The 14,179-nt window shown below is 60.6% G+C and carries 16 protein-coding genes; 3 read left to right on the forward strand and 13 right to left on the reverse strand.

Annotated elements, in window-relative coordinates; all coding sequences use genetic code 11:
- Positions 1 to 100 precede the first annotated feature (100 nt).
- The 11 genes from ACTQ1E_RS07765 to pyrR all read right to left on the reverse strand — a co-directional run bounded on the left by ACTQ1E_RS07765 (position 101) and on the right by pyrR (position 9,000).
- A complete protein-coding gene (locus ACTQ1E_RS07765) occupies positions 101 to 811 on the reverse strand; it encodes a helix-hairpin-helix domain-containing protein (protein WP_441565694.1) in 711 nt (236 codons plus the stop codon).
- Positions 812 to 1,025: 214 nt separating this feature from the next.
- Complete coding sequence (gene thiI, locus ACTQ1E_RS07770; protein WP_427726849.1) at positions 1,026 to 2,270, reverse strand: tRNA uracil 4-sulfurtransferase ThiI; 1,245 nt, start codon at positions 2,268 to 2,270, stop codon at positions 1,026 to 1,028.
- Positions 2,271 to 2,552: a DNA-directed RNA polymerase subunit omega gene (locus tag ACTQ1E_RS07775; RefSeq protein WP_441067754.1), complete on the reverse strand. Its 282-nt coding sequence runs from the start codon at positions 2,550 to 2,552 to the stop codon at positions 2,271 to 2,273.
- A gap of 5 nt (positions 2,553 to 2,557) precedes the next feature.
- Positions 2,558 to 3,127, reverse strand: coding sequence for a guanylate kinase (gmk, locus tag ACTQ1E_RS07780; protein WP_370450596.1), 570 nt, complete (start codon positions 3,125 to 3,127; stop codon positions 2,558 to 2,560).
- Positions 3,128 to 3,436, reverse strand: coding sequence for an integration host factor, actinobacterial type (mihF, locus tag ACTQ1E_RS07785; RefSeq protein ID WP_006236130.1), 309 nt, complete (start codon positions 3,434 to 3,436; stop codon positions 3,128 to 3,130).
- 240 nt (positions 3,437 to 3,676) lie between these two features.
- Positions 3,677 to 4,393: an orotidine-5'-phosphate decarboxylase gene (gene pyrF, locus ACTQ1E_RS07790; RefSeq protein ID WP_427747926.1), complete on the reverse strand. Its 717-nt coding sequence runs from the start codon at positions 4,391 to 4,393 to the stop codon at positions 3,677 to 3,679.
- A complete protein-coding gene (locus ACTQ1E_RS07795; protein ID WP_427717595.1) occupies positions 4,387 to 5,295 on the reverse strand; it encodes a dihydroorotate dehydrogenase in 909 nt (302 codons plus the stop codon). The genes pyrF and ACTQ1E_RS07795 overlap by 7 nt, the downstream gene beginning before the upstream one ends.
- Positions 5,296 to 5,309: 14 nt before the next feature.
- Positions 5,310 to 6,077: a dihydroorotate dehydrogenase electron transfer subunit gene (locus ACTQ1E_RS07800; protein ID WP_427793552.1), complete on the reverse strand. Its 768-nt coding sequence runs from the start codon at positions 6,075 to 6,077 to the stop codon at positions 5,310 to 5,312.
- Between the two features lie 116 nt (positions 6,078 to 6,193).
- Entirely contained in the window at positions 6,194 to 7,483 is a 1,290-nt protein-coding gene (locus tag ACTQ1E_RS07805; protein WP_441563419.1) for a dihydroorotase, read from the reverse strand.
- On the reverse strand, positions 7,467 to 8,411 hold the full coding sequence (locus tag ACTQ1E_RS07810; protein ID WP_035138537.1) for an aspartate carbamoyltransferase catalytic subunit: 945 nt from the start codon (positions 8,409 to 8,411) through the stop codon (positions 7,467 to 7,469). Before ACTQ1E_RS07810 ends, ACTQ1E_RS07805 begins: the two co-directional genes overlap by 17 nt.
- 4 nt (positions 8,412 to 8,415) lie before the next feature.
- Positions 8,416 to 9,000 (reverse strand): bifunctional pyr operon transcriptional regulator/uracil phosphoribosyltransferase PyrR, encoded by a 585-nt coding sequence (gene pyrR / locus ACTQ1E_RS07815; RefSeq protein WP_138374176.1) that lies wholly within the window; start codon positions 8,998 to 9,000, stop codon positions 8,416 to 8,418.
- Between the two features lie 450 nt (positions 9,001 to 9,450).
- Here pyrR and rpmB point away from each other — a divergent pair, with 450 nt between their 5' ends.
- Complete coding sequence (rpmB, locus tag ACTQ1E_RS07820; RefSeq protein ID WP_022094725.1) at positions 9,451 to 9,639, forward strand: 50S ribosomal protein L28; 189 nt, start codon at positions 9,451 to 9,453, stop codon at positions 9,637 to 9,639.
- A gap of 196 nt (positions 9,640 to 9,835) precedes the next feature.
- Here the strand turns inward: rpmB and ACTQ1E_RS07825 are convergent, their stop codons facing one another.
- Positions 9,836 to 10,279, reverse strand: coding sequence for a hypothetical protein (locus ACTQ1E_RS07825; RefSeq protein WP_441565696.1), 444 nt, complete (start codon positions 10,277 to 10,279; stop codon positions 9,836 to 9,838).
- Between the two features lie 232 nt (positions 10,280 to 10,511).
- Here ACTQ1E_RS07825 and adhE point away from each other — a divergent pair, with 232 nt between their 5' ends.
- Both adhE and ACTQ1E_RS07835 read left to right on the forward strand, forming a co-directional pair.
- The gene (gene adhE, locus ACTQ1E_RS07830) at positions 10,512 to 13,160 is read left to right on the forward strand and encodes a bifunctional acetaldehyde-CoA/alcohol dehydrogenase (protein WP_427795671.1); all 2,649 of its coding nucleotides are present in this window, start codon (positions 10,512 to 10,514) and stop codon (positions 13,158 to 13,160) included.
- An 87-nt stretch (positions 13,161 to 13,247) separates the two neighbouring features.
- Positions 13,248 to 14,012, forward strand: coding sequence for an aminoglycoside phosphotransferase family protein (locus ACTQ1E_RS07835; RefSeq protein ID WP_154516259.1), 765 nt, complete (start codon positions 13,248 to 13,250; stop codon positions 14,010 to 14,012).
- A 94-nt stretch (positions 14,013 to 14,106) separates the two neighbouring features.
- Here the strand turns inward: ACTQ1E_RS07835 and ACTQ1E_RS07840 are convergent.
- Positions 14,107 to 14,179, reverse strand: a 73-nt coding sequence (locus ACTQ1E_RS07840) for an IS3 family transposase (RefSeq protein ID WP_441015707.1), incomplete at its 5' end; no start/stop codon positions are given.

Raw genomic sequence — 14,179 nt, forward strand, 5'->3', positions numbered from 1 at the left:
TTAAGTACCAGGCCGCAGCTCGCACACAAGCCAGAACAAAGGGCCATCGTCCACGGCATCAGGGGCCGCGGCGGCATCACATGCTCGCGCTCGGACACACTCATACGCAGATGCAATCTTTAATTTTGGCGAGCTTTTTCTCACCGATCCCCGATACGCGCATGAGGTCATCGACCGAGGCAAAGGCCCCGTTTTGAGTCCGCTCATCGATAATCGACTGGGCCGTAGAAGGCCCGATGCCCGAAAGCGTCTGCAGTTCCGCCGCACTTGCCGTATTGATATTCACAAGCCCCGACGAAGACCCCGCACCAGCAGTCATGGTAGCACCGCTATCGGCCCCGCCGACCGCCGCAGCCGCTTGTTGCTCCCCCACCATCGGAACATAGATCTTTTGACCATCTGTGATCTTGGACGCACGATTAAGCCCTGTCACATCCGCCTCAGCCGTAAGCCCTCCGGCGGCATCGATCGCTTGGGACACCCGCGCTCCGTCTTTGAGCCGGTACAAGCCAGGCCTCGCAACGGCGCCATCGACATCGACGTACACCTCAGCAGCAGAAGAACTCTTGGCAGACGACTCATCGGCATCATCAGGTAACCCATCCCCGGCCCCGCGCACATCCGAGGCGCCCGCCTCATCACTACGCTCAAACGACACGCCGCTGGAGCGGCTACCAAAACTTGCCATCGCCAAGCCGCTCGCGGCGGCAATGACCATCAGAATCGCCACGACCATCGCCTTATGGCCGAGCAGCTTTTCTGCCCAGCGGTCCATCCGTTTAACCCGTTCGTGTTGCTCGCGTTGCGCCATAGCAAACACCTCCCAACACCATCGTGTCAGGAAACGAGCGCCGTAGCCTCCGCACGCCCACACCGGTTATCGAAGTCAAACCAAAAGCTGACCAAAACCTTGCAGGATAGTGTCCATTTATTCAGATACACGTCGACAAATGAACCGTTTATCGCCTAATGCCCAGGTAGATTAAGACCGACGATGCAAATGCACCGCCGGTCTATACACAACATTATTCGTGATCTTGGTAAATCTCACGTGGAGCAAGCTGAGGATGTTTACGTTTTAAGGTCTTAGGGGCCTTGTACGTGTTGCTCTCGAAGTCGATGTACTCGGTCTGTTTGAGCAAGCGCTCAATCATCTCCTCGTGATCGAACAGCTCCCACGCCTCATGCACGGCATCGAGTTTTGCGTGCGTCTCGGGGCGGCGCGGCATAAAGAGCGTGCAGCAATCGGGAGCAGCCTCGGTCGAGATATCGAAGGTACCGATTTCCTCGGCACGCGCGATGATCTCCTGCTTGTCCGAACCGATCAGCGGGCGGAACACGGGGATCTTGACGGCCTCGTTGACGGCCATAATGTTCTCGAGCGTCTGGGAGGCAACCTGACCGAGCGATTCACCGGTCACGATAGCCTTGGCGCCCTCGATATGCGCAATGCGCTCGGCAACCGAATACATAATGCGGCGATACATGATCACGCGCAGGTTGCTGGGGCAGGCCACGGAAATCTCACGCTGGCAATCGCCAAACGGCACCACGTACAGGCGGCCGATCTGGACGCCCGGCGCAAGCGCACGGATAATGTCCTGCACCAAATACTCGCTCGTATCGGGTGTCTGCGGACGACCGGAGAAATGTACCGGCACGCACACCGCGCCGCGACGCGCGAGCATCCAGGTCGCCACCGGAGAATCGATGCCCGACGACAGAAGCGTCACAACCTTGCCGGCGGAACCCACCGGCAGACCGCCCACGCCGCGCTCGGAGCGCGCATACACGTAAACGCTACCCTGGACCACCAGTACGTGCACCATCGCGTCGGGGTCGTGCATCTGGACCTTTTTATCCGGGAAGGCCTCGCACAGTACCTCGCCAACCTGACGATTGATATCAATCGAGGTGAGCTCGTAGTCGGTGTTAGAGCGTTTGGCATGCACCTTAAACGAATCGAAAGGACCAAACTCGCGCAGCGCCTTCACGGCGGCGGCGCAGTACTCCTGCGGGTCGCGGTTGGTGTGATATGCCAGAGACACGCGGGCAACGCCGGGGACGGTGCGAATGACACGCGCCGCCTCGTCGGCCTGATGCTCGTTAAAGGTCACGAGGATATAACCGGAAATTCGAGACACGGCATTCACGGAAAAGGCGGCCAAGGCCGCCTTGATGTTATCCATGAGGATATGCTCAAAATGTGCGCGGTTCTTGCCCTTCAGTCCAACCTCGTGATAGTGGACCAGGCAGACGCGAGCTGCCATTTAGGCTTCAGCAACCTTGTGGCCGAGCGCCTTCTTGTAACGAGCCTCGTCGTAGGAGATATCGCCGTCGACAATCTCGTCCATAGCCATCGAGATGGTATCGGCGCCGGAGAGGGCAATGGTAATGTCATCGACATCCTGAACGGCAAGCACGCGGTTGTGCTGGCCGCGCAGCATGCTGTTAATGTCGCAGGCGCGCTTGGAGGCAAGCGAGGCGAGCAGGAAGCGGTTGTGATCGGTCTTCTCCAGAAGATCGTCAATACAAGGCTTTACAACGGACACGGACCTCAGATCCTTTCATGCATATCGAGAACGCGAACGAGCTCATCGGTCGCGCGGTCGAGATCGTCATTCACCACGACGTCGTCGTAGCGGTCGGCAAGGGCAAGTTCATCGGCGGCGTTTGCCATACGCAGCTCGATCGTCTCGGGCGTCTCGGTACCGCGACCGACCAGGCGATCGCGTAACACCTCAAGCGAAGGCGGCTTGATAAAGATCAACACGGCCTCGGGGAAACGCTCCTTGACCTGCAGGGCACCCTGGACATCAATCTCCAAAATCAGAGACGAGCCAGAGGCGAGCTTGGATGCGACCTCGCTCACCAACGTGCCGTAGCAGTTACCGTGGACCTCGGCCCACTCAACAAACTCACCGTTTGCCACGCGGCGGTCGAACTCCTCGCGCGTCAGGAAAAAGTAGTTGACGCCGTCGACCTCACCTTTACGTGGCGCTCGCGTGGTAGCCGAAACCGTCAGGCCCAGGTTCGAGCGGCGCTCGCGCACACGAGTGACGAGCGTCCCCTTGCCTGCACCTGACGGTCCAGAAATCACAAAGAGCTTTGAATCCTGAGCGCTCACTTATTTGGTCAGCTGCTCGAGGAGCTGCTCGCGCTGACGGACGCCGAGGCCCTGGACGCGACGGGTAGCGGAGATGCCGAGCTCCTCCATGATCTTAGCGGCCTTGGCCTTGCCATAACCGGGCAGAGACTCGATGAGGGTGGAAACCTTCATGCGGGAAGCGATGGGGTCATCGGAGTTGAGCACGGACTCGAGAGACTTCTCGCCCTTCTTGATCTGCTCGCGAAGCTCAGCGCGAGCGTGACGTGCGGCGGCAGCCTTCTCAAGAGCCTGCTTACGCTGCTCGTCGGTAAGCTGAGGGAGTGCCATTCGAACCTCCAAATAGTTGGGTTATATCTGATGCAATAATTGGCATTTTAGCACGTCAAACGCACTAAATGCCCAATCGACGGCTCCATAGGTTAGACGATACCTGCGAAAAGTGCAATATACGGAGGTCAAAGTTGAGCCCCTGACCTGTGATTCCACACAAAGGATGGGAAAGTTTTCGCAGGCACAAGGGCTAATTTGTGCTAATAAGACCCAAAAGTGGTGACTTGAGGGAATCTTTTACGCGACGTTTTCGACCAGCTCGGCGACGATGGCGTCAAAGGCCGCAACCGGATCGTCGGAGCCGGTAATAGGACGGCCCACCACGATGTGGCTCGCACCGCGCTCGATAGCCTGGGAAGGTGTCGCCACACGGGATTGATCGCCCAGGGCGGCACCCACCGGACGCACACCCGGAGTCACGATCAGCGCGTCGGGGCCGAGCAGCTCACGCATGTCGTGAGCCTCCATCGGCGAGCACACGATACCGTCGATACCGTTGGCCTGAGCGAGCTTTGCCAGGCGAGCGGCCTCCTCGGCCACGGGCGACTCGACGCCGATCTCCGCCAGCGCATCCTGATTCATGCTCGTAAGTACGGTAATGGCGACGAGCTTGGCGCGGTCCTCGCGCGCCTCCTCGGCACCCTCGCGGCAGGCAGCGAGCATGGCGCCCGAACCCAAGCCGTGGACCGAGAGCAGGTCGGCACCGGCAAGCGAGGCCGAGCGAGCGGCACCGCGCACCTGATGCGGAATGTCATGGAACTTGAGGTCGAGGAAGACCTTAAAGCCCAAATCCTTAAACGTCTTGACGATCTCGGGACCCTCGGCGTAATAGAGCGTCATGCCCACCTTGAGCCAGGCGGCATGGCCCGAAAGCTCATGGGCGAGCTCGAGTGCGCGCTCGCGGTCGCAGTCGAGGGCGACGATAACACGGTCGCGGGCATCGGTCTCTAGCATTCGAACGCACCTACCAGCTCGTTGATGTCCTTTACGCCCTGGGACTCCGCCCAGGCCTCGAGCTCGTGCGCGATCTTAAGCGAAGCACACGGGTCGACGAAGTTGGCCATGCCGACCGACACGCAGGTGGCGCCGGCCAGGATAAACTCGGCCGCATCCTCGCCGGTCATGACACCGCCGACACCGTTGATGGGGATATCGACGGCCTGGGCGACCTCCCAGACCATGCGCACGGCGATGTGGTGGCACAACGGGCCCGAAAGGCCGCCCTTGGGCTTGGCCACACGGGACTTGCGGGTGTGCACGTCAATGGCCATGCCCTGGATGGAGTTGATGACCGAAAGGCCGTCGGCGCCGGCAGCCTCGAGGGCGCGGGCGATCTCGGCGACGTTGACCGGAGCCATCTTAACGAACAGTGGCTTATCGGTCACCTTGCGGCAGGCAGCCATAACGGAAGAGGCGCCCTCGGGCGTGGAGCCCATGGCGGCACCGCCGGCGGCAATGTTGGGGCAGCTCACGTTGATCTCATAGCCGGCAGCCCAGGGGCACAGCTCGACATACATCTCGAGCGCGCGCACGAACTCATCGACGGAGTGACCGGCAACCTGGCAGATGACCTGGCAACCGTCCTTGGAGAGCTGCTCGAGCCACGGACCGGACTCGCGGGCGAAAGCGGCCACACCGGGGTTCTGCAGGCCCACGGAATTGATCATGCCGCCGGGGATCTCGGCCATGCGGGGTGCAGGATTGCCGGGCCAGGGCTCGGCAGCGCAACCCTTGGTGGTGATGGCACCCAGCTGGGAGACATCAAAGAAGTTCTGGAACTGCCAACCGTAGCCAAAGGTACCGGCTGCGGTGTTGATGGGGTTCTGCATCTTGACACCGCCGAAATCGACGGACATGTTCACGGTACCCACTAGAAGACCACCACCTTGGAAGCATCAAACACGGGGCCACACATGCAGGCGCCCTTCATACCGTCGACCGTCTCGACATTGCAGGTGTTGCAGGCGCCAAAGCCGCAGCTCATCATGCGCTCGAGCGACACCTCGCAGTACGCGCCGGCCTCGGCGGCAGCGGCGGCGACTTTCTTCATCATAACGGCGGGACCACAGCTGGCGACGTAGTCGTAACCGCCCTTGCCGAGCAGCTCGGCGGCAGGATCGGTGCAAAAGCCGTGCGTACCCAACGAGCCGTCGTCGGTGCACACGTTGACCGTGGCCCCCAGCGCGCGGAACTCATCGACGCCCACGACCTTGGACGCGGTGCCAAAACCCAGGCACACGTCAACGGCCACGCCCTGCTCGGCAAGCATGCCAGCGAGGCACAGCACGGGCGGAACACCGATGCCGCCCGCCACGAGCAGCGCCTTCCTGGTGCCCTCGGGTACCAGCCAGCCGCGGCCGCCAGGGCCCAACAGGTTGGACTTGGAGCCGGGGCCCATCTGCGACAGACGACGGGTGTCGTCGCCCACGACGGCGTACCACAGCTCGACGGTACCGGCCTCGGCGTCAGAGCGATAGAAGCTCAAGGGCACGCGAAGCAGCGAAGAGGCATCGCCGGGCACGGCGATGTTCACAAACTGACCGGGCTTGAGCGCACTTGCAAGCTTGGGGGCCGAAATAACGAGCGAGAAGATGCCGTCGGCGATCTCCTGGTTCGAGACGACCTCGAAGTCGTGCATGCGTGCAGTGGAAGGTGTGGGCATAGACGCTCCAATCCCCCATGCAGTTGCATGGACCAAACGAACAGAAAGCGCGGCACCGCAAGGGCACCGCGCGCAAAAGCGATAAGGCTATGCTAGCAGATGCAGCCGTCGGCAAGCGTCTGTTTACCGCCGACAAACACATCGGTGGCACGACCGGTAAGCGTGCGGCCGGCAAAACCGGAGTTCTCGGCGCGCGACTCGTAACCGTCCTCGCCGACCGTCCAGGTGACAGACGCGTCGAAGACGGTCAGGTCGGCAACAGAGCCCGCCTTGACCTGAACCTGATCGAGGCCCAGGATCTCACGCGGCTTAATAGCCATGAGCTCGACCATGCGGCCCATACCCATCTTGCCCGTGTTGACCAGCTCGGTGAGCACGAGCGACAGCGAGGTCTCGAGGCCGATCATGCCAAAGGGCGCGAGCTCGAACTCACGGGCTTTCTCCCACGGCGTGTGGGGAGCGTGATCGGTGACGATGACGTCGACGGTGCCGTCGATGACACCCTGGCGGATGGCCTCGGCATCCTCGTCGGTACGCAGCGGCGGGTTAACCTTGAGCGAGGTGTTGTAGGTCTCGTCCAGGTCGTTCTCGGTCAGGAACATGTGATGCGGAGTGGCCTCGCAGGTAACCTGAACGCCAGCAGCCTTGCCGGCACGCACGAGCTCCAGGCCATGGGCGGTGGAGATGTGCTGGATGTGCAGCTTGGCACCGGTCAGTTTTGCGATCTCGATGTCGCGGGCGATCTGGAGCTCCTCGCCGGCAGCCGGCCAGCCCTCGAGGGCCAGACGAGTCGAAACCTTGCCCTCGTTGATCTGGCCGTGGCCGACCAGGTCCTCGTCCTGACAATGGCTCATGAAGACCTTGCCGAACATCTTGCCGTAGTCCATGCAGCGACGGAGCATGCCTGCACCCTGCACGCCGTGACCGTCGTCGGTGAAGGCGACGGCGCCGTGGGCGACCATATCGCCCATCTCGGACATAGCCTCGCCCTTAAGACCGCGGGTCATGGCGCCAGAAGGATAGACGCGGCAGTGGCCGACCTCGGCAGCGCGGGACTTGATGAACTCAACAACGGTACCGTTATCGGTAACGGGGTCGGTGTTGGGCATGGCGCACACGCCAGTGAAGCCGCCCTTGGCAGCTGCGCGGGTGCCGCTCTCGATGTCCTCTTTGACCTCGTAGCCGGGCTCGCGCAGGTGGACGTGCATGTCCACCAGGCCAGGGACAAGGTACTTACCGGAAAGGTCGCGGACCTCGGCTCCCTCGGCGGCGAGGTTCTCGCCGACCTCGGCGATCTTGTCGCCGTCGATCAGGACGTCAACGACCCCGTCAAGCTCGACGGACGGATCGACGACGTGGGCATTTTTAAGAAGCAAGGCCATTATCGGCACCTCCAAGCAGCAGATACAGGATAGCCATACGCACGCAGATACCGGCGTAGACCTGCTCCAGGATGACGGAGCGTTGCGGGTGGTCGGCCATATAGGAGTCGAACTCGACGCCGCGGTTGATGGGGCCCGGGTGGCAAATGATCGCGTCGGGCTTCATGAGCTTCTCACGGTCCTTGGTCAGGCCGAAGAGCTTGTGGTACTCGCGAATGGTCGGGAACGGGGCACCCTCGAGGCGCTCCTGCTGTACGCGCAGCATGTAGACGACGTCCAGCTCGGGCAGGACGGAATCGAGGTCGCTCGTCACGTGGTCGCAGCCCAGAACCTCGGGCGCCGGCGGCAGCAGCGTGCCGGGGGCGACGGCGTAGGTCTCGCAGCCCATGATCTTCAACGCGGGGATCAGCGAGCCGCAGACGCGGGAGTGGGCGATGTCGCCGACAACGGCGACTTTCAGACCGTGGAAGTCACCCTTGTGCTCCCAGATGGTGTACAGGTCAAGCAGGGCCTGCGTGGGGTGGTTGTGCTTACCGTCACCGGCGCAGATAACACTCGCGGGCGAATTCTGCGTGACGATGTAGGGAGCACCGGCATGTTTGTCGCGCACGACGATGCAGTCGATCTTGTAGGCGTTGAGCGTCTCGACGGTATCGACGAGGCTCTCGCCCTTGACCGTGGAGGTCGAGGAGCCGCCAAAGTTGAGGCTGTCGGCCGAAAGACGCTTCTCGGCGAGCTCGAAGGAGCTACGGGTACGCGTCGAGGGCTCGTTGAACATATTGACGATGGTCTTGCCCTTAAGCGTGGGGACCTTCTTGATGGCACGCTCGTTGACCTCGGAGAACGCCTTGGCGGTCTCGAGGATGAGCTTGATGTCCTCTTCGGAGTACTCGGTAATGTCGATCAGGTGCTTATGATTGAACGCCACGGTACTACTCACCTCCCAGCGGCGCGGAGCCCACGTGGGAACCCGGCGCGACGTCGTTGATCTCGACAGCGGTACGGCCGTCAACTTCCTTCATATATAGGTGCACGTTCTCCTCGTGCGACGAGGGAACGTTCTTGCCGACAAAGTCCGGCGAGATAGGGAGCTCGCGGTGACCGCGGTCAACGAGAACTGCCAGCTCGATGCGGCTCGGACGGCCCAGGTCCATAACGGCGTCCAGAGCGGCGCGGATGGTGCGACCCGTGTACAGGATGTCGTCCACCAAAACGACGCGCTTGCCGTCGACGCTGAAGGGAATGTTGGTAGCGTGGATCGCGGGAGCGAAGTTAGTCGCATAGTCATCGCGATAGAAGCTGATGTCCAGGCTGCCGAGCGGAACGTCAACACCCTCGATCTCCTTGATCGCCTCGGCGAGCTTCTTTGCCAGAAGGTCGCCGCGCGTGACGATGCCGACCAGAGCGAGGTCTTCACAGCCCTCGTTGCGCTCGAGAATCTCGTGCGCGATGCGGGTCATCGCTCGGTTGACGGCGGTCTCGTCCATGATGACCGCCTTGGGGGAAGTCGTGCCCATCGATCTCCTTCCTCACATGTCTTGACTGCCGATACAGTCAAAAAAATAGATGCCCGACCGCTCAAAGCGGACCAGACACCCACAGGAAGGACTGCTCTATGGCAGCAATATAAATCCATGTGGGTATCTCGTACCCCTTTAATGGTCAAGGGATAGTGTAGCCAACCCCGAGCTTAATTGCGAGCATTAATACGGAGCAATCCGCAAACGGACTCAACGCTCCATAAACCTATATATATTTGCGGGACAAGCTTGAAAACGTCGATGCGAGCTGGCATAATCCCCTCTGCTGCACGCAAATCGGATCTACGTCCAGGGCCGTAGCGTGAGCACTATCGCCATAAGAGAAATATCTCTGTGTAGATTACGCACAGGGAGCTGCTTCTGTGCTATAGTTCAGGCTTGTTTGTTAACGCGACATGTTCGTTTGTCGCCCAAGGAGGGTCAGTTATGTCCAAAGTTTGCGAAGTTTGCGGTAAGCACCCCGTTGCCGGTCGCTCCATCAGCCACTCTCACCGCGTCACCAACCGTAAGTTCCGCCCCAACATCCAGCGCGTCTACGTCGTCGTCGATGGTCACCGTCGCAAGATGAACGTTTGCTCCACCTGCCTTAAGTCTGGCAAGGTTGCGCGCTCCTAAATAAGGTCTTACCAACAAGTACCTCGGACTCTCCGGGTCAAAGACCTCGCGTTCACATAGAACTTACCAAAGGCGTCCTCTCTTGTGGAGGGCGCCTTTTTGCACTCATTGGGGACAGACTTACATGGGTGTTTTCGCTCATTGGGGACAGACATGATGCGTGTCTGCGGCGCCCCGACTAGCTCCGGCCCCTGCCTCACGCAGCTTCCTTCCAGCCTGCAGTGGCCTTGGTCACACTTGTAGCGCCGATACCGGTGATACGGGCAATTTGCTTGACCGTGAGATGTGCCTGACGGAGCCTCAGCAGGCAGGCATCGCGTTCGGGGCGTGGCAGGGCCTTAAGCAGCGTAGGATCTATGCTCGGCAGGACTTCGCGCGCAACGGAAAGGGCCTCCTCATCGGGGATCCGACGGCGTGGAAGAACCTCCACCGACCAGATGCGCCCGGTAACTTCCTTGAGATGCTCGCAATAGCAACGGGAGCCTCCGACAATATCGAGCATAGGGGCCGCATCACAAATGTCAAAGGGATTGTAGCCCAGCTGATAGGCCTTGAAGCTTGACCAACGGTACGCCTCGAGTGAGTCGAGCGTACCTTTCACGGGATTGAGATGGATATAATCGAGCAGCTGCACCGCCATAACAGGTCCAGAACAGCGAAATGGCAAAACGATGTCTGTCCCAAATGAGTGAAAGCACTCATATAAGTCTGTCCCCAATGGGCGGGCCGATGCCAGGCTGATATTTTTATTAAAACGCTTCAGCTAGTTGAAGCGTTTTAGTGTGCCTTTTACGGGAATCTTACCGTTCGCCGAATAATTTCTTGCTATCATGCAACACGTAGGGTAAATCTCCGATCGCAAGGAGACACAAATGGTGAAAAAGTCACCGGAAAACACTACTCCCGCAATTGTGGACAACGTAGAGGCGCTTGAGGCTAAGCTCGCTCAGATGCGAGAGGCCCAGGCGCTTTTTGCTACGTACACGCAGGAGCAGGTCGACAAGATCTTCTACGAGGCCGCCATGGCCGCCAACAAGGCTCGTATCCCGCTGGCGAAGATGGCGATCGAGGAGACCGGTCGCGGCGTTCTTGAGGACAAGGTCATCAAGAACCACTACGCCGCAGAGTACATCTACAACGCTTACAAGAACACCAAGACCTGTGGTGTCATTGAGCGCGACGAGGCCTACGGCATCACCAAGATCGCTGAGCCCATCGGCATCGTGGGCGCCGTCATCCCGACGACCAACCCCACCTCCACCGCGATCTTCAAGACGCTGATCAGCCTGAAGACCCGCAACGCCATCATCATCTCCCCGCACCCGGCTGCCGCCAAGTGCACCATCGCCGCCGCCAAGCTCGTGCTTGACGCCGCCGTCAAGGCCGGCGCTCCCGAGGGCATCATCGGCTGGGTCGATGTCCCCTCCATCGAGCTGACCAACATGGTCATGCGCGATGTCGACATCATCCTCGCCACCGGTGGCCCGGGCATGGTCAAGGCCGCCTACTCCTCGGGCAAGCCCGCCCTGGGCGTTGGCGCCGGTAACACCCCGGTCGTCATCGACGACACCGCCGACGTGCTGCTCGCCGTCAACTCCATCATCCACTCCAAGACCTTCGACAACGGCATGATCTGCGCCTCCGAGCAGTCCGTGACCGTCATCGACACCATCTATGACCAGGTTAAGGCCGAGTTCCAGAAGCGCGGCTGCTACTTCGTCAAGCAGGGTGCCGAGATGGAGGCCCTGCGCGGCGCCATGTTCAAGAACGGCGCTCTCGATCACCGCATCCCCGGCATGGCTGCCGCCAAGATCGCCGAACTCGCCGGTATCGAGGTTCCCGCCAAGACCAAGATCCTGATCGCCGAGGTCACCTCCACCGACCCCGCCAAGGAGGAGTTCTCCCACGAGAAGCTCTCCCCTGTCCTGGCCATGTATCACGCCAAGGACTTCCAGGAGGCCGTCGACAAGGCCGAGCACCTGGTACTCGCCGGTGGCCCGGGCCACACCGCCTCTCTGTACGTGCATCCCGCCCAGGCCGATAAGATCAGCCTGTTCGAGCATGTCATGAAGGCCTGCCGTATCGTCATCAACACCCCGTCCTCGCACGGCGGCATCGGTGACCTGTACAACTTTGGCATGAAGCCGTCTCTGACCCTGGGCTGCGGCTCCTGGGGCGGCAACTCCGTCTCCGAGAACGTTGGGGTGAAGCACTTGATCAACGTTAAGACTGTGGCCGAGCGCCGTGAGAACATGCTGTGGTTCCGCGCTCCCGAGAAGGTCTACTTCAAGAAGGGTTCCACGCCCGTCGCTCTCGACGAGCTGGGCAGCGTCATGGGCAAGAAGCGCGCCTTTATCGTCACCGACCAGTTCCTCTTCAAGAATGGCAACACCCGCGCCATCGAGGCCAAGCTCGACGAGATGGGCATCGCCCACGACTGCTTCTACGACGTCGAGCCCGATCCGTCGCTGCAGTGCGCACGTCGCGGCGCCAAGCAGATGGCTCTCTTTGAGCCGGACGTCATCATCGCCGTCGGCGGTGGCTCCGCTATGGACGCCGGCAAGATCATGTGGATGATGTACGAGCACCCCGAGTGCAAGTTTGAGGACATGGCCATGGACTTCATGGACATCCGCAAGCGTATCTTCACCTTCCCCGAGATGGGCAAGAAGGCCTACTTCGTCGCCGTCCCGACCTCTTCGGGCACCGGTTCCGAGTGCACGCCGTTCGCCATCATCACCGACAAGGAGACCGGCATCAAGTGGCCGCTCGCCGACTACGCGCTGCTCCCCAACATGGCTATCGTTGACGCCGACAACTGCATGACCGCCCCGCGCGGCCTGACCGCCGCCTCCGGCATCGACGTCATGACCCACGCCATCGAGTCCTATGTCTCCATCATGGCCTCCGACTACACCAAGGGCCTCTCCGAGCGCGCTGCCAAGCTCGTCTTCGAGAACCTGCCCTCCAGCTTCGAAAACGGCGCCAAGGACCCGCATGCCCGCGAGGAGATGCACAACGCCTCCTGCATGGCCGGTATGGCCTTCGCCAACGCCTTCCTGGGTCTCAACCACTCCATGGCCCACAAGCTCGGTGCCTTCCATCACCTGCCCCACGGCATCGCCAACGCCATCATCCTGACTCGCGTCATGCGCTACAACGCCGCCGAGGCCCCCGTCAAGATGGGCACGTTCTCCCAGTATCCTTACCCCAACGCGCTGCACAACTACGCCGAGATGGCCAAGTACTGCGGCATCGAGGGCAAGGACGACAAGGAGGTCTTCGAGAACTTCATCACGAAGCTCGAGGAGCTCAAGGACTTCATCGGTGTCAAGAAGACCATCGCCGACTACGGTGTTGACGAGCAGTACTTCCTCGACACCCTCGACGAGATGACCGAGCAGGCATTCAACGACCAGTGCACCGGCGCTAACCCGCGCTACCCGCTCATGAGCGAGATCAAGGAGCTCTACCTGGACGCCTACTATGGCCGCGAGCCCCAGGACTACGCCGTCTGCTAGTTTTTAGCACGGTTATTTCGGCGGGGGTGAACGGGCGCACGCACGCCCCCGCCGCTGCTTCTATCGCATCGTTGAAAGGATGCAATCATGCTGCTCCCCGAATCCAAGACCGAGCTCGTCCGTCGCGGCAACAAAGTCGTTTACGACCTGGGCGACAAGATCGTCAAGGTCTTTAACGAGACCAAGCCCGTCTCCGACGTGTTCAACGAGGCTTTGAATCTTGCCCGCATCAATGAGTGCGGCATCCGCAGCCCCAAGGCTCTCGAGGTTTCTCAGCTCGAGAACGCCAACGGCTGGGCGCTCGTGACCGAGAAGGTTCCGGGCACCACCCTTGCCGAGAAGATGACTGCCGAGCCCCAGCGCTTTGGTGAGTACCTCGAGATGTTCGTCGACCTCCAGATCGAGATCCACGGCTACACCTCCCCGCTGCTCAACCGTCAGCGCGACAAGTTCGCCCGCATGATCGACAGCCTCGATCAGCTCAATGCCACCACGCGCTACAACCTTCAGGAGCGTCTGGACGGCATGACCAAGGAGTTCAAGGTCTGTCACGGCGACTTCAACCCCTCCAACGTCATCGTTGGCGACGACGGCCAGCTGTACGTCTGCGACTGGGCACACGCCACCCAGGGCTCCCCTGCTGCCGACGTTGCCACCACCTACCTGCTCTTTGCCCTCAACAGCAAGGACCAGGCCGAGGCCTACCTGGAGCTCTACTGCGATCGCGCCGACATGCCCATGCAGGTCGTGCGTCAGTGGACGAGCATCGTCGCCGCTTCCGAGCTCGCTCGTAAGCGCAACGTGAACGATGAGTTCCTGAAGAACTGGATCGACGTCGTCGATTATCAGTAATATCTGAGCGATTTATTTCGCATCGGAGGCACAAAGGAAAACCCCACAGCTCGCATTGAACTGCACCCCAAAACTTGGACGGCTTAAATAAAAACTACGCCGCAAGGGACTGTCTCCGGAACTCCTCCGGGGTCAGTCCCTTCAGTTTAACCTGGCGCCTCCTCGTG

Source organism: Collinsella sp. LCP21S3_C7, assembly GCF_052118485.1.
In the GTDB taxonomy this organism is placed as follows: domain Bacteria; phylum Actinomycetota; class Coriobacteriia; order Coriobacteriales; family Coriobacteriaceae; genus Collinsella.